1 protein-coding gene (running past one end of the window) is annotated in these 21,279 nt (G+C 70.0%); it reads right to left on the minus strand.

Features of this window, described 5'->3' with window-relative positions; translation table 11 throughout:
- On the minus strand, positions 1-21,279 hold the 3' end of the coding sequence (locus tag IBX18_RS00535) for a non-ribosomal peptide synthase/polyketide synthase (RefSeq protein WP_194831862.1). 22,452 nt of this gene lie beyond the right edge of the window; the window shows 21,279 of its 43,731 coding nt (coding positions 22,453-43,731); its start codon lies beyond the right edge, outside the window — the gene reads right to left on this strand; it ends in the stop codon at positions 1-3.

The following is a 21,279-nucleotide window of genomic DNA, read 5'->3' on the forward strand; positions in this document are numbered from 1 at the left end:
CTACTCCGCGATCACGATCTTGATCTCGGCGTCCGCCGCGTCGGTCGCGTCACCCGGGGTGACGAACCAGTGGCTGACCTCGCTGTCGGCGAGATCGGCGGGGATGTCGCCGGTCGGCAGGACCGAGAGGGCGCCCGCGGTGGCCGAGGCCAGGAACTCCAGCATGGCCGCGCGGCCGGAGGGGGCCGTGGTGTACGTGGTCGACTCGTAGTCGATGCCGTACTCCTCGCCGACGTGTTCGGCCTGGGCCAGCGCCTCGGTCTGGGTGACCGCGAGCACGCCGTCCCCGGTCGGGACGACGAAGGCCGGGTGGTCCTCGCCGAGTGGGCGGACCCGGTCCGCGTAGGAGACCGGGTGCGACGGCGCCGCGACCAGGTCGGCCTGCATCCGCGGCTCGGACGGGACCAGCCACTGGATCGGGCTGTCCGGCACCGGGTTCGGCGTGATGCCGAAGGTGGCGCCGGCGGTGGCCATCTCGTCGGCGGACAGATCGCCGGCGAACAGCAGTGCCGCACCGGCCTTCTGCACCGCCCAGGCCGCGATCACCGCGTCCAGCGAACGCGGCAGCGCCACCGCGACGATGTCGCCCGGCCCCGCACCGCGATCGATGAGCACCCGCGCCAACTGCGAGGAGCGTCGATCCAGTACGTGGTAAGCGATTTCGTCGCCGTCGGCGAGCAGCGCGGGCGCCTCCGGATCCTCCTCGACCACCTCGGCGAGCACCTTGGCGACCGTGTGCGCGCCGACCCGGCCCACCGGTTCCGGCGTGGCAGCTGTTGCCGTGATGCCGGATTCGGCGAGCAGGCGGGCCCGCTCACCGGCATCGAGGATGTCGATGTCACCGACCAGCCCGTCCGGATCGCCGAGCAGCGCCTCCAGCACGCGGACCAACCGCGCCGACATGATCTCCACCTCGTCGGCGCTGAACCGGCTGCCCAGGTACTTCAGCGTCAGCTCGATCGTCGACTCGGCGGTCACCAGCAGCGTCAGCGGGTAGTGGGTGGCATCGTTGACGCCGACACCGGTCACCGACATGCCGTCGATGGAGCTGGCGGCCGAGATGGCCTCCTTGTCCATCGGATACGACTCGAACACCAGCAGCGTGTCGAACAGCGATCCGGTGCCCGCCACCCGCTGGATGTCGGTGAGCCCCACGTAGTGGTGCTCGAGCAGGTCCGCTTGATCGTGCTGCAACCGCTCCAGCAGCTTGCCGATGGTCTGGCGGTCGTCGATGCGCAGCCGCACCGGCAGCGTGTTGATGAACAGACCGACCATCGACTCGACACCGGGCAGTTCGGCGGGCCGCCCGGAGACGGTGGCGCCGAACACCACATCGCCGCGGCCGGTGAGCCGTCCGAGCAGGATGCCCCAGGCCGCCTGCACCAGCGTGTTCACCGTGACGCCCAATTCGGCGGCGTGCTTGGTGAGCCTGCGCGTCCGGTCGGCGTCGAGTTCGGTGATCTGCTTGCCGATCTCGTACTGCTCGGCCGAACGTGGTTGCGGCGCAAGCAATGTCGGCTCGGACACGCCGTCGAGCGCGGTCGCCCACGCCCGCAGCGAGGCTTCGCGGTCGCGCCCGGCCAGCCAGCCGAGGAAGTTGCGGTACGAGGCCACCCGAGGCAGCGCGGAAGAGTCACCGCGAACCGCGTAGAGCACCAGCAGATCCCGCATCAGCAACGGCATCGACCAGCCATCCAACAGGATGTGGTGCGTGGTGATCGCCAAGTGCCACTGGCTCTCCGCACTGCGGAACAAGGTGAACCGCAGCAGCGGCGGCACCGCCATGTCGAAGTGCGTCGCCTGATCGGCCGCGACCTGCCTGCGCAGTTCCGCGGTCCGCTGCTCGGCGGGCAGGTCGGTGAGATCCACCTCGCGCCACGGCGCTTCGATCCGGTCCAGCACGACCTGCACGGCCTGCCCATCGGAGTCGGTGACGAACGCGGTGCGCAGGTTCGGGTAGCGGTCGATGATGCCCTGCGCCGCCGCGTGCAACCGCTCGACGTCCAGCGCGCCGCCGAGGTCGACCACGGCCTGCATGGTGTACACGTCGACCGTCGCCTGGGTCATCATCGCGTGGAACAGCAGACCGGACTGCAGCGGCGAGAGCGGCCACACCTCGGCCAGCGCCGGGTAGTTCCGTTCCCACAGTTCGATATCGGTCTGGCCGACCCGCACCAGCGACATGTCGGACGGGGTGAGGCCACCCGCGTCCGGCCTGCGCGCGTGCGTGGCCAGCGCGGTGAGCGCGGCGACCCAGTGGTCGGCGAACTCCTGCACCTCTTCCCTGGTCAGCAACCCGGTCGGGAAGGCGAACGCGGCACCGAGTTCCGGACCGTCCGCGCCGTCGGTGACGATCGCGTTGATGTCGATCGTCGCGTTGGCGGGCATGTCGAGATCCATGTCGCCGTCGAGCTGACCGAGGTCCGACACCGGCACCCAGCCGATCTCGGCGAGCTGCTCCGGGATCTCCCCGGCCGACATCCGGCCCAGATAGTTGAAGCTGATCTGCCCTGCGGCACCGAGCCGCTGACCGGTCGCCTGGTTCAGGTAGCGCAGCAGGCCGTAGCCGAGGCCCTTGTCCGGCACCCCGAGCAGCTGCTCCTTGATCGACTTCACGATCTCGCCGAGCGCGGCGCCACCGGCGAAGGCGTCGGACAGGACGGCGTCGCCGAGGTCGAGCCGGACCGGGTAGGCCGTGGTGAACCAGCCGACGGTGCGCGAAAGATCCGCGCCCGGAACGACTTCCTCTTCGCGACCGTGACCCTCGAGCTTGACCAGGGCCGCCGAGCCGGCGCCGCGCCAGCGCGCGACCGCCATGGCCAGCGCGGACAGCAGCCCGTCGTTCACGCCGCCGCGGTAGAGGCCGGGGATCGCGGTGAGCACCGCGTCGGTGACCTCGGCGGGCAGCGTGACCTCGACCCGCTCGACCGTGGCGAACGTATCGACCGCGGGGTCGAACGGCCGCGCGCCGATCAGCGGATCCGGTGTTGTCGAAACCTGCTGCCAGAAGGGCAGTTCCGCGACCCGTGCCGGCGAGGACGCGGCCTCCACCAGGCTGTGCGCCCAGCGCCGCATCGAGGTGCCGTTGGCGGGCAGCGCGACCTGCTGACCGGCGGCCAGCTGCGACCACGCGACCGCGAAGTCCGGAATCAGGATGCGCCAGGACACGCCGTCGACCACGAAGTGGTGCGCGACGATGAGCAGCACGTCGCGCCGCTCGCCCTCGAAGGCGAACCAGATGAACTGCGCCATCACGGCATTCGCCGGATCCAACCGGCCGAGCGCGGCATCGAACGCCGCGCTGCCGACCCGCTTCAGCTCCGCGTCGTCGACGTCGGCGGCGAGATCGACCCGATGCACCATGGCAGCCACTTCGACCGCGCCGGGCGCCAGCGCCTCGAACGCCCACTGATCGTCGGTGCGGCGCAACCGGGTCCGCAGCACGTCGTGGTGGTCGAACACCGCGGCGATGGTCCCGACGAGCGTCGTCCGGTCGATGCCGTCCGGCAGGCGCAGCGCCATCGTCTGCGAGAAGCGTTCGTAGGACGAGCCACTCGCCAGGATCTGCGTCATGATCGGCGTCAGCGGGATCTCGCCGACACCGCCGCCGGGCAGCTCCTCCAGCTTCACCTGCTCCGAACCCGCACCGAGGGTGGCGATTTCGGCGAGCGAGGCCACACTGCGCCGCTCGAACACGTCGCGCGGGGAGAACACCACGCCGCGCGCCTTGGCCCGCGAGACCAGCTGGATGGACAGGATGCTGTCGCCGCCGAGCGCGAAGAACGAGTCGTCCAGGCCGATCTGCTCGACCCCGAGCACCTCGGCGAACACCTCGGCGATGACCGCCTCGACCTCGCTGGCCGGTGCCCGGAACTCGCGCGGCGCGAGCACCGGCTCGGGCAGCGCCTTGCGATCGAGCTTGCCGACCGGGGTCAGCGGGATCTCGTCGAGCACCATGATCGCCGAGGGCACCATGTGCGGCGGCAGACTCCGCGCGGCGTGCTCGCTGAGCCTGGCCGTGTCGATCTCGTGGCCGGGCACCGCGAGCACATAGGACACCAGAATCGTGGCGCCCGCCGCGGTCTGCTTGCCCAGCGTGATCGAGAACTCGACGTCCTCGTGCGCGGCCAGCACGGTGTCGATCTCGCCGAGCTCGATGCGGAAGCCGCGGATCTTCACCTGGAAGTCCGAGCGGCCCACGTAGTCCAGCTCCCAGCGCACCTTGGGCACCGCGGCGTTACCCGCGCGCTCGCCCGGCTCGGCGAACCAGCGCACCACGTCACCGGTGCGGTACATCCGCGCGCCCTCGTTGCTCCACGGGTTGGCGACGAACCGTTCCGCGGTCAGGTCGGGGCGGTTGTGGTAGCCACGCGCCACCGCGCCACCGGCGAGGTAGAGCTCGCCGGCGACACCCGGCGGCACCGGGTTCAGGCGTGCGTCGAGCACCAGCGCGGACATGCCGCGCACCGGCAGACCGATGGTGACATGCCGTCCCGGGGTCAGGCTGGCGTAGGACGAGATGATCGTCGTCTCGGTCGGGCCGTAGGCGTTGAAGTACTTCCGGCCCGGGTACCACTTGGCCAGCAGCTCCGGCGTGGTGACATCGCCACCGACGGAGACGACCTCGAGCGCGTCCAGGTCCGCCGGGTCCACCGTGCCGAGCACGGCGGGGGTGATGATCGTGTGCGTCACCCGCTCGGTGCGCAGCAGCTCCGCCAGATCCGGGCCGCCGATGATGGTCGACGGCACGACCACCAGCGTGGCGCCGGTGTACGCGGCACACAGCCACTCGAGCACCGACGGGTCGAAGCTCGGCGAGCAGATGTGCAGGAAGCGGTGGTGCGCCTCGAGCTGGTACAGATCGGTGGCGACACCGACCAGGCCACCCATGCCGGCGTGGGTCACCGTGACGCCCTTGGGCATACCCGTCGAACCCGACGTGTAGATGACGTACACGGGGTGCCGCATCGCCAGCGAGGAGATCCGGTCCGCGTCGGTCACCGACTCCGGCGACTTCGCCTCGATCTGCTCGTCCAGCGCGGCGTCGTCGAGCCGCAGCCATTCGACGTCGCGCGGCAGCCGATCCACGTACTCGCTCGCGGTGATACCGATGACCGCGCCGGAGTCGTTGATCATGTGCCGCATGCGGTCTTCGGGGTAGGTCGGGTCGACCGGCACGTGCGCGCCGCCGGCCTTCGCCACCGCCCAGAACGCCGCGACCATCTCGTAGGAACGCGGGAACGACAGCGCCACAATGCGTTCCGGACCGACACCGCGGTCGATCAGCACCCGTGCCAGCCGCGACGAGTACTCGTCGAGCTCGCGGTAGGTGATCGAACGACCCAGGTAGCGGACCGCGATCTGGTCCGGGTTCAGCTGCGCACCGCGCTGCAGCAGATCCGGCAGCAGCCCAGTGGCCATCACGTCTTCGCCGTGCACGTGCGTCAGCAGGTCGTACTCGGCCGCGTCGAGCAGCGGCAGATCACCGACCGGCGTCTCGCGGTCGCCGGCGATCGCGTCGAGCAGCCTGGTGAAGCGCTGCGCGAAGACCTCCACGGTCGCGTCGTCGAACAGGTCACGGGCGAAGGAGAACTCGGCGTACATGCCCGCGCTGTCGGCGGCCGGGGCCTCCCGGATCGTCAGCGACAGATCGAACTTCGCCGTCTCGACGTCGAAATCGACCGCGCCCACATGCAATCCGGGCAGTTCGAAGCTGGTCTCCGGCAGGTTCTCGAACGACAGCGCCACCTGGAACAGCGGGTGCCGCGCGGTCGAGCGCTCCGGGCTGAGCAGCTCGACCAGCCGCTCGAACGGCAGGTCGGCATGCGCGAACGCCTGCAGGTCCGCGTCCTTCGTCCTGGCGAGCAACTGCCCGAAGGTGAGGTCGCCCTCCACATGCGAACGCAGCACCAGCGTGTTGACGAACATGCCGATCACGTCGTCCAGTTCGGCCTCGCCACGACCGGCCACCGGCGTGCCGATGGCGATGTCGTCGGTGCCCGACATCCGCGCCAGGAACAGCGCGAGCGCGGCGTGCACCAGCATGAACATCGTCGCGTTCTGCTCGCGGGCCACCTCGGTGAGCCGGCGGTGCAGCTCGCCGTCGATCGGGAACACCACCCGGCCACCGGCGAACGACTGGGTCGTCGGCCTGGACCGGTCGGCGGGCAGGTTGAGCTCGTCGGGCAGCCCGGCCAGCGTGCTGCGCCAGTACTCGGCCTGCTGCGAGATCAGGCTTTCCGGATCGGTCTCCGAGCCGAGCACATCGCGCTGCCAGAGGCTGAAGTCGGCGTACTGCACCGGCAGCGGCGCCCAGCCCGGCGGCACGCCGGCCGAGCGGGCCGCGTAGGCCAGCATCACGTCGCGGGTCAGCGGGCCCATCGACCAGCCGTCGGCGCTGATGTGGTGCACGACGAACACCAGCACGTAGTCACCGTCGTGGATACGGAACAGCTTGGCCCGCAACGGAATTTCCGCGGTGACATCGAATCCGGCCGTGATGACGTCGATGATCCGCTGCTGAATGTCTTCGACGGCAACGTTTTCCGGCGTCAAATCCGGCACCGACTGTTCGGCGGGCATGATCACCTGGCTGGCCGCGCGACCCTGCTCCGGGTACACCGTGCGCAGCGTCTCGTGCCTGGCGATGACATCCCCGACGGCCGCTTGCAGCGCGGCGACGTCGAGCTCGCCGGTGAGCCGCACCGCCACCGGGATGTTGTTGACCGCGGAGGCGGTGTCGAACTGGTTCAGGAACCACATGCGCTGCTGTGCCAGCGACAGCGGAATCTGCTCCGGACGCTGGCCCGCCACGAGGGCGCGGCGACCACCGGCACCGGCGTGCTGTTCGACCTTGACGGCCAGACCGGACACGGTGGACGCCTCGAACAGCGCGCGCACCGGCACCCGAGCGTCGAGCGCGGCACCGATGCGTGCGGCGACCTGGGTCGCCAGCAACGAGTTACCGCCGAGGCCGAAGAAGTCATCGTCGGCACCCACCCGCTCGACACCGAGCACCTCGGCATACACCGAGGCCACGATCTCTTCGATCGGTGTAGACGGAGCACGGAACACCTGAGCCTCGAACTCCGGCTCCGGCAACGCCTTCCGATCCAGCTTGCCGTTCACGTTGAGCGGCAACGCATCCAGCACGACGAACGCCGACGGCACCATGTACGACGGCAAACCATCGATGAGCGCCGACTTCACCTGCGCCACATCGACATCACCGTCGGACGGCACCAAGTAGGCAACCAGACGATCACCGGTCTTGGGATCGGACTTGGCGACCACCGCGGTCTGCGCGATCTCCGGCAACGCCAGCAGCGCCGCCTCGATCTCGCCCAACTCGATCCGGAAACCACGGATCTTCACCTGGAAGTCCGTGCGGCCCCGGTACTCCAGCTCACCGGAGCCATTCCACGCCACCAAGTCACCGGTGCGATACATCCGCTCACCGGTCTGGAACGGGTTGGCCACGAACCGATCCGACGTCAGATCCGCCCGGCCGAAGTAACCACGCGCGAGCTGCGCACCAGCGAGGTACAGCTCACCCGCGACACCGTCCGGCACCGGCCGCAGTCGCGAATCCAGCACGTAGACCTGGCTGTTCCACTCGGGCAGGCCGATGGACACCGAGGTCTCGTCCGCCCTGGTCACCCGATGGCTGGTGATCGACACTGCGGCCTCCGTCGGGCCGTACAGGTTGAACAGTTCGGTGCGGGAGTGCTCCCGCACGAACCGCTGCGCCAGCGCACCCGGCAGTGCCTCACCGATCGCCAGCACTCGCCAGAGCGAGTTCGGGAAATCGCCTGCGGTGAGCGCGTCGAGCATGGACGGCACGACGTGGAGCGTGGTGACCCACTCACGGGCCATCAACTCGTTCAGGTACGCCGGATCCTGATGACCATCAGGTGCCGCGATGACCAGACGGCCACCACATACCGCTGCGGACCAGAACTCCCACACCGAAAGATCGAACGTCGCAGCCGTCTTCAGCAGAATCGCATCCGCCGCATCCAGACCGAACTCAGTGACCTTCCACTGCAACTGATTCGCAATAGCCGCATGCGAAACCGCCACACCCTTAGGCCGACCCGTCGAACCCGACGTAAAGATCACATACGCGGTATTCGCCGGACGCAACGGCGCAACCCGATCGGCATCGGTGATCGGCGCATTGTCCACCTCGGCCAGATCCAGCTCATCGATCCGCACCAAAGGCGCTACATCGGTGGCGAACTCGGCCTCAGCGTTGGTCAGCACACAGACCGGTGCCGCCGTCTCCAGGATGTAGCTCGTGCGCTCCGCGGCCTGCGCGGGATCCACCGGCACATACGCGCCACCGGACTTCGCCACGGCGTACATCGCCACGATCAAGTCGACCGAGCGCCGGAACGCCAGCGCGACCCGCGACTCCGGACCGACACCGATCGAGATCAGATGCCGCGCAAGGCGATTCACCCGAGCATCGAGGTCGGCGTAGGTGATCGACGCACCGTCCGCGGTGACCAGCGCGACTTCCTTCGGACCGGCGGCCACCGAGGCATCGAGCAGGGACACCAGCGTCGCCGCCGAATCCACCGCGTAGTCGGTCGCGTTGCGGCCGCTCACCAGCTGGCTGCGCTCCGCGGCCTCGAGCAGTTCGATGTCGCCCACCGCGGTGCGCGGCGCGGCGATGATCTCCCCGAGCAGGCGCGCGAACCGATCGACGAAGCCCTGCACCGTATCCCGATCGAACATGTCGGTCGCGTAGGTGAAGAAGCCGGTGATTCCCTCGGGATCGCCCGAGTCGCCGTAGCGGTCGGTCGCGATCAGGTGCAGATCGAACTGGGACAGCGCGGTGTCGATGTCGAGCCCGGACACCGTGAGGCCCGGCAGTTCCAGCCCGGCCTGCGCCAGGTTCTGGAACGACAGACCCACCTGGAACAGCGGATGTCGCGCGGTGGAGCGAACCGGGTTGAGCACCTCGACGAGGCGCTCGAACGGCACATCGGCATTGGCGAAGGCCTGGATGTCGATCTCGCGCTGCCTGGCAAGCAGTTCGGTGAACGGCTCCCCGGCGTCGACCCTGGTGCGGAACACCAGCGTATTGACGAACATGCCGATCAGGTCGTCCAGGACGGCCTCGCCACGGCCCGCCATCGGCGTGCCGATGGCGATGTCGTCGGTGCCGGACAGGCGGGCCAGCAGCACCGCGAGCGCGGTGTGCACAACCATGAACAGCGTCGCGCCCTCGGTCCGGGCCAGCTCGATCAGCGCCTGATGCGTCGCGGCGTCGACGTGCAGCTCGACCTTGCCACCGGCGAAGGACTGCACCGCGGGGCGCGGGCGATCCGACGGCAGATCCAGCTGATCCGGCAGGTCCGCCAGCGCCTGGCGCCAGTAGGCGACCTGCTTGGCCGCCAGCGACTCCTGGTCGTCCTCGCTGCCGAGCAGCTCACGCTGCCAGATGCTGTAGTCGGCGTACTGCACCTCGAGCGGCGCCCAGTTCGGGGCCTCGCCCGCCGACCGCGCGGCGTAGGCGATCATCAGGTCGCGGGTCAGCGGGCCGACCGACGAACCGTCACCGGAGATGTGGTGCACGACCATGGCCAGGACGTATTCCACGTCCGGGGCGGGAGCGGAGCCTGCGGAGCGACCCGACGGCTCGGCCGCGGATTCCTTCGATTCCCCGGCGATCTGGAACAGCGCGACCTTCATCGGCACCTCGGTGGTGACGTCGAACATCGTCGAAGTCAGTGCCACCACGGCGGATTCGATCTGCGCGGGAGCGACCACGCGCACTTCCAGCCGCGGCACGGCCTGCGCGGGTGGCAGGATCACCTGCACCGGACCGCTGTCGGTCTGCGGGTAGATGGTGCGCAGGATCTCGTGCCTGCTCACCAGGTCCGCGATCGCGGCCCGCAGCGCGGCGACATCGAGCGCGCCGGTGAGCCGCACCGCGATCGGCACGTTGTACGCCGCCGACTGGGTGTCGAACCGGTTCAGGAACCACATGCGCTGCTGCGCGAGCGACAGCGGAATGTGTTCCGGGCGTGGGCCTGCCGTCAGCGCCTTGCGGCCACCGGCGTCGGCATGCTGCTCGACCCGGACCGCCAACGCGGCGACGGTCGACGCCTCGAACATCAACCGGACCGGCACCCGCGTGTTCAGCGCCTCGCCGAGGCGGGCGGCGACCTGCGTCGCCAGCAGCGAGTTACCGCCCCAGGCGAAGAAGTCGTCGTCCAGGCCGAGCCGCTTGGACTCCGCCCCTTCCCGATCCGAGAGACGCAGCACGTCGGCGAAGGTGTTCGCCACGATCTGCTCGATCGGCGTCACCGGCGCGCGGAACACCGCCTTCTCGAAGGCGGGCGCGGGCAACGCCTTCCGGTCCAGCTTGCCGTTGGCGTTCAGCGGCAGCGCGGGCAGCTCGACAAGCACCGACGGCACCATGTAGGACGGCAGCTCCGCGGCGAGCGCGGACTGCAGCCCGCGCTTGTCGAGCTGACCCGCCCGCGGCACGACGTAGGCGACGAGCCGGTCACCGATGTTCGGATCGGTGTGCGCGAGCACGGCGGCCGCGGTGATCGCGGGCTGACGCAGCAGCGCGGCCTCGATCTCACCGAGCTCGATGCGGAAGCCGCGGATCTTCACCTGGAAGTCGGTGCGGCCGCGGTAGTCCAGCTCACCGGAGGCGTTCCACGCCACCAGGTCGCCGGTGCGGTACATCCGCTCGCCGGGTGCGCCGAACGGGTCGGCGACGAACCGGTCGGCGGTCAGCTCGGGCTTGCCGAAGTAGCCGCGCGCCAATTGCGCACCGGCCAGGTACAGCTCGCCGGAGACGCCGGCCGGGACCGGACGCAGCCTGGTGTCGAGCACATAGACGCGGCTGTTCCATTCCGGGGCGCCGATCGACACCGAGACCTGATCGGCGTCGGTGACCAGGTGGCTGGTGATCGACACCGCGGCCTCGGTAGGCCCGTACAGGTTGAAGAGCTCGGCGGCGTTGTCGCGACGGAACCGCTGTGCGGTCGCCGCGGGCAGCGCCTCACCGATGGCGAGCACCCGGCGCAGCGACGGCGTCAGGCGGCCCGCGGCCTCGGTGAGCAGCGAGTCGAGCATCGACGGCACCACATGCAGGGTGGTGACGCCGGTGCCGCGCATCAGCTCGTTGAGGTAGGCCGGATCGCGGTGACCGTCGGCCGCCGAGATGACCAGGCGGCCGCCCGACGCGGCGGCGGTCCAGAATTCCCACACCGACAGGTCGAACGTCGCCGCGGTCTTCAGCAGGATCGCGTCGTCCGCGCCGAGGCCGAAGGTCGTGATCTCCCACTGCAACTGGTTGACGATCGCCGCGTGCGGAACCGCGACGCCCTTGGGCTGGCCGGTCGAGCCGGACGTGAAGATCACGTACGCGGTGTGTGCCGGGGTCAGCGCGGCGCGGCGCTCGTCGCCGGTCACCGGACCGGCCGCGAACGTGCTCAGGTCGAGCGCGTCGAGCTGGACGACTTCGGTGGTGGCGGTACGGAATCCGTCGCGACCGGTGGTCAGCACGCAGACCGGTGCCGCGGTGGCGAGGATGTAGTCGGTCCGCTCGGCGGGCTGGTCCGGATCGATGGGCACATACGCCGCACCGGATTTCGCGACCGCGTACATGGCGACGACCAGGTCGGTGGACCGGCGGATGGCCAGCGCCACCCGGTCCTCCGGGCCGATGCCGCGCTGGATCAGGTAGCGGGCCAGGCGATTCACCCGGCGATCCAGCTCGGCGTAGGTAACTTCCTGCTGGCCGGTCGGGTCGTCGGCGACGAGCGCGACCGCGTCCGGTGCCGCCGCGACCGAGGCGTCCAGCAGCGACACCAGCGTCGCGGTCGGATCGACCTCGTGCGCGGTGTCGTTCCAGGTGCCCAGGATGCGGGTGTGCTCGTCGGCCGCGAGCAGGTCGATCTCGCCGACCGGCAGGGTGGCGTCGGCGACCACCGCGTCGAGCACCCGCACGAAGCGGTCCGCGAAGCCCTGGACCGTGTCCTCGTCGAACAGGTCGATGGCGTAACCGAATTCGGTGATGATCTCGGCGGGCGTGCCGTCCTCGGCGTACCGGTCGTAGAGCGTGACGTGCAAGTCGGTCTTGGCCAGCTGCGAGTCGAAGTTGACCGCGCTCACCGAGAGGCCGGGCAGTTCGAAGGTGGTCTCGGCCAGGTTCTGGAACGAAAGACCCACCTGGAACAGCGGATTGCGCGCGGTGGAGCGCACCGGGTTGAGCACCTCGACGAGCCGCTCGAACGGCACGTCCGCGTTGGCGAACGCCTCGAGGTCGCGTTCCTTGACGTCGGCGAGCAGATCGGCGAACCGGTCGCCCGGCTGCACCCGGGTGCGGAACACCAGGGTGTTGACGAACATGCCGATCAGGTCGTCGAGTTCGCGTTCACCGCGGCCCGCGATCGGGGTGCCGACCGCGATGTCGTCGGTGCCGGACAGGCGCGAGAGCAGCACGGCCAGCGCGGCGTGCACCACCATGAACAGCGATGCGTTGTTGGCGCGGGCCAGCTCGTGCAGGCGGGCGTGCCGCTCCGGGGAGATCTCGAAGCGAATCGCCTTGCCGTGGAACGACTGCGCGGGCGGGCGCGGCCGGTCGGCGGGCAGCTCCAGCTGGTCGGGCAGCCCGGCAAGTGCGGTCTGCCAGTAGCCGACCTGCTGGGCGGCCAGGGATGCCGGATCGTCCTCCGAACCAAGCACCGAGCGCTGCCAGAGCGCGTAGTCGGCGTACTGCACGGGCAGCGGAAGCCACTGCGGCACTTCGCCTTGCGCGCGGGCCACGTACGCGGCCATCACGTCGCGGGCCAGCGGTCCCATCGACGAACCGTCCGCCGCCACGTGGTGCACGGTGAACGCGAGCACGTGCTCGCCCGGCGCGATCCGGAACAGCGCCACCGCCAGCGGCACCTCGACGGTGACGTCGAAGGTGGTCATCGCGAACGCGATCACCGCGCCGAGCAGTTCCTCCTCGGTGACGTCGACCGGGGTGAGCGCGGCAGCCGACTCGGCCGCCGGGCGGATCACCTGGTGCGGCCCCTCCGCGGAGCGCGGGTAGGTGGTGCGCAATACCTCGTGGCGGGCGAACACGTCGCCGATCGCCTGCTCCAGCGCGGCGACGTCGAGGGTGCCCGACAACCGCACCGCGAGCGGGATGTTGTCGACCGCCGAAGTGGCCGTGTCGAACTGGTTGAGGAACCAGTAGCGCTGCTGCGCCGGCGAGAGCGGAATCCGGTCCGGACGCTCCCCGGTCTCCAGCTTGGGCCGGTGCCTGCCGGAGCCCGCGTTGCGCTCGACCCGGGTGGCCAGCGCGAACACCGTGGACGCCTCGAACAGGTCGCGGACCGCCAGCTGGGTGTCCAGCGCGGCGCCGAGCCGCGCGGTCACCTGGGTGGCCAGCAGCGAGTTGCCGCCGAGCTCGAAGAAGTCGTCGTCCAGGCCGACCCTGACGACGCCGAGCACGTCGCCGAAGGTGCCCGCGACGATCTCCTCGATCGGCGTGGACGGGGCCCGGAACACCTTGGCCTCGAACACCGGCGCGGGCAGCGCCTTGCGGTCCAGCTTGCCGGAGGCGTTGAGCGGGAACTCGTCCAGCACCACGAAGGCCGAGGGCACCATGTACGCGGGCAGCTCGCCGCCGAGTTCGGTGCGCACACCGTCGATGTCGACCACATGACCCGCCGTCGGCACGACGTAGCCGACCAGCTGATCGCCCAGTCGATCGTCCGAGCGCACGACCACCACGGCCTGCGCGATGGAATCCAGTGTGGTGAGCGCGGATTCGATCTCGCCGAGCTCGATCCGCAGACCGCGCAGCTTCACCTGGAAGTCGGTGCGGCCCAGGTACTCCAGCTCACCGCGCGGGGTCCAGGTGACGAGGTCACCGGTGCGGTACATCCGCTCGCCGTCCGCGCCGAACGGGTTGGCCACGAACCGATCCGCGGTGAGCTCCGGACGCGCGACGTAGCCGCGGGCCAGTTGCACACCGGCGAGGTACAGCTCACCCGCGACGCCGACCGGCACCGGGTGCAGCCGCGAATCCAGCACGTACACCTGGGTGTTGAACACCGGGGCGCCGATCGGCACGGACACCGCGTCGGCCTCGTCCACCTCGTGGAAGGTGACGTCGACGGCGGCCTCGGTCGGGCCGTACAGGTTGTGCAGGCGCGCACCGGTGAGTTCCTGCATCCGCTGCGCGGTGGCGGCGGGCAGCGCCTCACCGGACGCGAAAACGTTGACCAGGCTGGTGCATTCGTCCGCCCGCTGCTCGGCGACGAACACCGAGAGCATGGACGGCACGAAGTGCGCGGTGGTGACCTCTTCGGCGGTGATCGCCTGGATCAGGTAGCCGGGATCGCGATGACCGTCCGGCTTAGCGACGACCAGGCGGGCACCGATCTGCAAGGGCCAGAAGAACTCCCACACCGACACGTCGAAGGTGGCGGGCGTCTTCTGCAACACCACATCGGTGGTTTCCAGGCGGTACTCGGCCTGCATCCACACCAGGCGGTTGACGATCGCCCCGTGGCTGACCGCCACACCCTTCGGGCGACCGGTGGAACCGGAGGTGAAGATGACGTACGCGGTGTTCGACGGGCGCAGCGGCGCACGACGATCCGCGTCGGTCACCGGTGCGTCGGAGTAGTCCGACAGCGCCAGGCTGTCGATGTGCACGGCCGGGGTCTGCCCGGCGTCGAACTCGTCCCGCGCGGTGGTCAGGACACACACCGGCTGCGCGGTGTCGAGCACGTAGTGGGTGCGCTCGGCCGGATGATCCGGATCCAGCGGCACATACGCGCCACCGGCGACACTCACCGCGTACATGCCGACGACCAGCTCGATGGACCGGCGCATACCCAGCGCGACCATCGAATCCGGGCCGACACCCAGCGAGATCAGGTGCCGGGCAAGACGATTCACCTGCGCCGCGAACTCGGCGTAGGACAGAGTCGTCCCCTCGAACGTCAATGCCGCGGCATCGGGGGTCCGGGCGACCTGCGCCTCGAACATCGACACCAGCGTCGCCGTGTCGTCCACCGCATGCGCGGTGTCGTTCCAGCGCGCGACCACCTGGGCGTGCTCGGCCGAGTCCAGCAGCTCGACATCGCCGATCGCCACGGACGGGTCCGCGACGACGGCGGTCAGCAGCCGGACGAGCCGGTCCGCGACGCCCGCGATGGTGCCCGCGTCGAACATGTCCGTCGCATAGGCGAATTCGGCGGTCATGCCGTCGGCGGCGCCTTCGGCATCGAACCGGTCGGACAGGCTCAGGTGCAGATCGAACTTGGCGGTCACCACGTCCAGCGGCACACCCGCGACCTCCAGACCGGGCAGCTCGAACGAGGCCTCCCCGGTGTTCTGGAACGACAGCATCACCTGGAACAGCGGGTGCCGCGCCTGCGAGCGGGCCGGGTTGAGGATCTCGACCAGCCGCTCGAACGGCAGGTCCGCGTGCCCGAAGGCGGCGAGGTCGCGGTCCTTGGTGCGCGCGACCAGCTCAGCGAACGAGTCCGCCGGGTCGACCGCGCTGCGCAGCACGAGCGTGTTGACGAACATGCCGATGGCGTCGTCGAGCACGGCCTCACCACGACCGGCCACCGCGGTGCCGATGGCGATGTCGTCGCTGCCGGACAACCGGGCGAGCAGCGCGGCGAACGCGGCGTGCACCACCATGAACAGGCTGGCGCCGTGCGCCCTGGCGAGCGCGTTCAGCTCCCGCACCAGCTGCGGGTCGAGCGAGAACTCGTACACGCCACCGCGATTGGACGCGACGGCGGGCCGCGAGCGGTCCGCGGGCAGATCCAGCTGGTCGGGCAACCCGGCCAGGCTGTCGGACCAGTAGGCGACCTGCTGGGCGATCAGCGAGGCCGGATCGTCTTCGGAGCCGAGGGTTTCGCGCTGCCACAGCGCGAAGTCGGCGTACTGCACCGGCAGCGGCGACCAGGCGGGCGCCTCGCCGCGCGAGCGGGCCGCGTAGGCGATCATCACGTCGCGGGCCAGCGGGCGCACCGACCAGCCGTCGCCGGAGATGTGGTGCACCACGAAGACCAGCACGTGGGTGTCGGGCTGGGAGCCGTCCATCGAGCCTGCGACGCGGAACAGCTGGGCCCGCACCGGCACCTCGGTGGTGACGTCGAAGCCGGTCAGCACCAATTCGCTGACCCGCTCCTGGATTTCGGTCTCCGACACCTCGATCGGGGTCAGCTCGATGGTCTCCTGCCCGGCGGGCAGCACGACCTGAACGCCTTGACCGTCGGCGGTTTCCGGGTAGACGGTGCGCAGCACCTCGTGCCGGTCGACCACGTCGGCGACGGCTTGGCGCAGCGCGTCGGTGTCGAGCGAGCCGGTGAGCCGGACCGCGAGCGGGATGTTGTTGACCGCGGTCTGGTTGTCGAACCGGTTGAGGAACCACATCCGCTGCTGCGCGAGCGACAACGGGATGCGGGCCGGGCGCCGGCCTGCCACGAGTTCGCGGCGGCGGCCGGTGCCCTGGTGGGCCTCCATCCGCGCGGCCAGCGCGGCGACGGTCGGCGCCTCGAACAGCATCCGCACCGGGACACGGGTGTCCAGTGCGGCGCCCAGGCGGGCGACCACCTGGGTGGCGATGAGCGAGTTGCCGCCGAGGTCGAAGAAGTCGTCGTCGAGGCCGACGGCGCGTTCGCCGTCGGTGCTGGTGAGCCCGAGCACCTCGGCGAAGGTGTTGGCCACGATCTCTTCGATCGGGGTGGACGGTGCGCGGAATTCCCGCGCCTCGAAGGCCGGTGCGGGCAGTGCGCGCCGGTCCAGCTTGCCGTTCGGGTTGAGCGGCATGGCGTCGAGCACCACGATCGCGGCGGGCACCATGTACGACGGCAGTCGGGTGGACAGGTGTGTCCTGAGGTCGTCGACGTCGACGGTGGTGTCGCCGACCGGGACCACGTAGCCGACCAGCTGATCGCCGGTGTGCGCGTCCGAGCGCACCATGGCGACGGACTGGGCCACCGAATCGTGTGCGGCGAGCGCGGTTTCGATCTCGCCGAGCTCGATCCGCAAGCCGCGCAGCTTCACCTGGAAGTCGGTGCGGCCGATGTACTCGATGGCGCCCGTGTCGTCGCGGGTGACGAGGTCACCGGTGCGGTACATCCGGGCGCCCGCGGCGCCGAACGGGTTGGCCACGAAGCGATCCGCGGTCAGATCGGTGCGGCCGAAGTAGCCGCGCGCCAGCTGAGCACCGGCGAGGTACAGCTCACCAGCGACACCCGACGGCACCGGCTGCAGGCGCGAATCCAGCACGTACGCCTGGGCGTTCCACACCGGCAGGCCGATGGGCACCGCGCCGGTCACGTCGTCGGCGACCGGGCCGTGCGTGGCGTGCACGGTGAATTCCGTTGGGCCGTAAAGGTTGTACAGCTCGGCCGAGCTGACCCGGCGGATGGCGTCGACCGCTTCGGCGGTGAAGGCCTCACCGGCGACGAACAGTGTCCGCAGCGACGCGAGGGACGCACCGGCGCCGGTCGCGTCGACGTTTCCGGCGAAGACCGTCAGCATCGACGGCACGAACGAGGTCATGGTGACGCGCTCGGCGGCGATCACGTCCGCGAGGTACTGCGGATCGCGGTGACCGTCCGCACTGGCCACCACGATGCGGCCGCCGGTGGTCATCGGGCCGAACAGCTCCCACACCGACACGTCGAAGGTGGCGGGCGTCTTGAACAGCACGATGTCGTCGGCGCCGATGCCGTATTCGCCGGTGATCCAGCGAATCTGGTTCACCACGGCGGCGTGCGGCACCGCGACGCCCTTCGGGCGACCGGTCGAGCCGGACGTGAAGATCACGTACGCCGGGTGTTCCGGCCGCAGCGGCGCGCGGCGTTCGGCGTCGGTGACCGGCTCGTCCGAGTAACCGGACAGGTCGAGCTCATCGATCGACAGGGTGGTGCGGCCCTCGGCGTCGAACGCGTCGCGCGAGGTGGTCAGCACGCGCACCGGGTCGGCCGAGTCGAGCACATAATTCACCCGTTCGGCGGGCTGGTCGAGATCGAGCGGCACGTAGCCGCCACCGGCCTCCTGCACCGCGTACGCGGCGACGACCAGGTCCACCGAGCGCCGCAGACCCAGGGCGACCAGGGTCTCCGGGCCGACGCCGGCCTCGATCAGTTTGCGCGCCAAACGGTGCACGCGGGCACCGAATTCGGCGTACGTCAGCGAGGTGCCGGTGGCGGGATCGACCACCGCGACCGAATCCGGCGTGGCCTGCGCCTGCGCGGCGAACTCGGCGACCAGGGTGGTCGGTGCGCCGAGGTCGTGCTCGGTGGCGTTCCAGCCGCGCAACGCCTGCTCGGTCTCCTGCTCGTCCAGCAAGGAGATATCGCCGATCGGCCGATCCGGTTCGGCGGCAAGAGCTTTGAGCAGCCGGTGGAACCGCTGCCCGAGCTCCGCCATCGTTTCCGCGTCGAAAAGATCGGTGGCGTAGATGAATTCGGCACTGATACCCGCCGCCGCAGCACCCACGCCATTTACCGGCTGGGTGGCGTTCTTCTCCGACAGCGTCAGCTGCAGGTCGAACTTCGCCGTATCGATCGGCAGCTCGACACCGCTGACCGTCAGACCCGGCAGCTCGAGGCTGTTCTGGCCCAGGTTCTGGAACGAGAGCAGCACCTGGAACAACGGGTGCCGCGCCTGCGAGCGCGCCGGGTTCAGGATCTCGACCAGCCGCTCGAACGGCAGGTCCGCGTGCCCGAACGCGGCGATATCGGTGGCGCGCACCGTGCGCAGCAGATCGGTGAACGTCGCGGCGCTATCGATCGGGGTCCGCAGCACCAGGGTGTTGACGAACATGCCGATCAGGTCGTCGAGCGCCCGCTCGCCACGACCCGCGACCGGGGTGCCGATCGCTATGTCGCGCTCGCCGGACAGCCTCGCGAGCAGCACGGCCAGCGCGGTGTGCGCGACCATGAACAGCGTCGCGCCCCTGGTGCGGGCGAGTTCGGTGAGCCTGCCGTGGGTTTCGGCGTCGATCTCGAAGGTGTGCGTCGCGCCGCGGCCGGAGGCGACCGCGGGGCGCGGCCGGTCGGTGGGCAGGTCGAGCTGATCGGGCAGCCCGGCCAGCGAGGTCGACCAGTACGCGATCTGCTGGGCGATCACCGATTCCGGATCGTCCTCGTCGCCGAGCACGGCGCGCTGCCACAGCGCGAAGTCGGCGTACTGGACTTCCAGCGGCCGCCAGGCGGGTTCACCGCCTTCGACGCGGGCGCCGTAGGCGGTCATCACGTCTCGGGTCAGCGGGCCCATGGAGAAACCGTCGGCCGAGATGTGGTGCACCACCAGGGCGAGCACGTGCTCGGTGGGGCTCACCTCGAACAGCCTGGCCCGGAACGGCACCTCGGTGGTCACGTCGAAGGCGGTCAGCACCAGCTCGGAAAGCCGTTGCGGCAGTTCGGCCTCGGTGACCTCGAAGGGTGCGAGGTCGGGGATCACCTTGCCGGTGGGCACGGTCTGCTGATGCGCGGTGCCGTCCACCTCCGGGTAGAAGGTGCGCAGCGACTCGTGGCGGGCCAGCACGTCGGCGACGGCGATCTGCAGCGCCTGCCGGTCGAGCAGACCGGACAGCCGCACCGCGGCCGGGATGTTGTCCACGGCCGAGTCCGGGTCGAAGCGGTTCAAGAACCACATGCGCTGCTGGGCCAGTGACAGCGGCACCAGCGCGGGCCGCTGCTGCGGCACCAGGGCCGCCCTGGCACCGGCGCCTGCGTGCGTCTCCGCGCGGGCCGCGAGCGCGACCACGGTAGACGCCTCGAACAGTTCACGGACGCCCAGATCGGTGTCCAGCGCGGCGGACAGTCGCGCGGCGACCTGGGTGGCGGACAGCGAGTTACCGCCGAGCGCGAAGAAGTCGTCGTCCAGGCCGACCCGTTCCACGCCGAGCACCTCGGCGAAGGTGGCCGCGACGATCTCCTCCACCGGCGTCGTCGGCGCGCGGAACACCGCGGCCTCGAACACCGGCGCGGGCAGCGCCTTGCGGTCCAGCTTGCCGGAGGCGTTGAGCGGGAACTCGTCGAGCACGAGCACCACCGACGGCACCATGTACGCGGGCAACCGCTCCGCCAGGTCCTCGCGCAGCAGCTCGGTGTCCACCCGCACGTTCGGCGCGGGAATGACGTAGGCGACGAGCTGGTCGCCGGTGTGCTGGTCACCGCGGACCACCACGACCGACTGGGCGACCTCGTCCAGCGCGGTGAGCGCGGTCTCGATCTCGCCGAGCTCGATCCGCAGACCGCGCAGCTTCACCTGGAAGTCGGTGCGGCCCAAGTACTCCAGCTCGCCCGAGGACGTCCAGGCGACCAGGTCACCGGTGCGGTACATGCGCTCACCGGCGGCACCGTAGGGGTTGGCCACGAAGCGGTCGCTGGTCAGATCCGGCCGCGCGACGTACCCGCGGGCCAGCTGGGTGCCCGCGAGATACAGCTCACCCGCGACGCCGACCGGCACCGGGCGCAGCCGCGCATCCAGCACGTACACCTGGGTGTTGTAGACCGGCGCGCCGATCGGGACGGTGTCGGTGTCGGTGTCGACGACCTCGTGGAAGGTGACGTCGACCGCGGCCTCGGTCGGGCCGTACAGGTTGTGCAGCGCCGCACCGGTCAGCTCACGCAGTCGATGCGCGGGCTTGGGCGGCAGCGCCTCACCGGAGGCGAACACCAGCCGCAGCGAATCACACTGCGCCGCAGCGGCATCGGCGACGAACACCGCGAGCATCGACGGCACGAAGTGGGTGACGGTGATCCGCTCGGTGCTGATCACCTCGGCCAGGTAGGCCGGATCGCGGTGCCCGTCCGGCTTCGCGACGACCAGTCGCGCGCCGATCTGCAAGGGCCAGAAGAACTCCCACACCGACACGTCGAAGGTGGCGGGCGTCTTCTGCAACACCGCGTCGGTGGTCTCCAACCCGTAGGCGGACTGCATCCACACCAGGCGGTTCACGATCGCCGCGTGCGAAACACCGACGCCCTTGGGGCGGCCGGTGGAGCCGGACGTGAAGATCACGTACGCGGTGTTGGTCGGCCGCAACGGCGCCCGGCGATCCGCGTCGGTGATCGCCGCTTCGGACAGCCCGCTCAGATCGAGCAGGTCGATGCGCACCTGCGCGGTATCGATGTCGAGATCGGTGCCGGAGGTCAGCACGCACACCGGATCGGCCGTGGCCAGAATGTATTCCGTGCGCTCGGCCGGGTGATCCGGGTCCAGCGGCACGTAGGCGCCACCGGCCACCGCGACCGCGTACATGCC

It is taken from the genome of Nocardia sp. XZ_19_369 (assembly GCF_015355715.1).
Taxonomy (GTDB): domain Bacteria; phylum Actinomycetota; class Actinomycetes; order Mycobacteriales; family Mycobacteriaceae; genus Nocardia.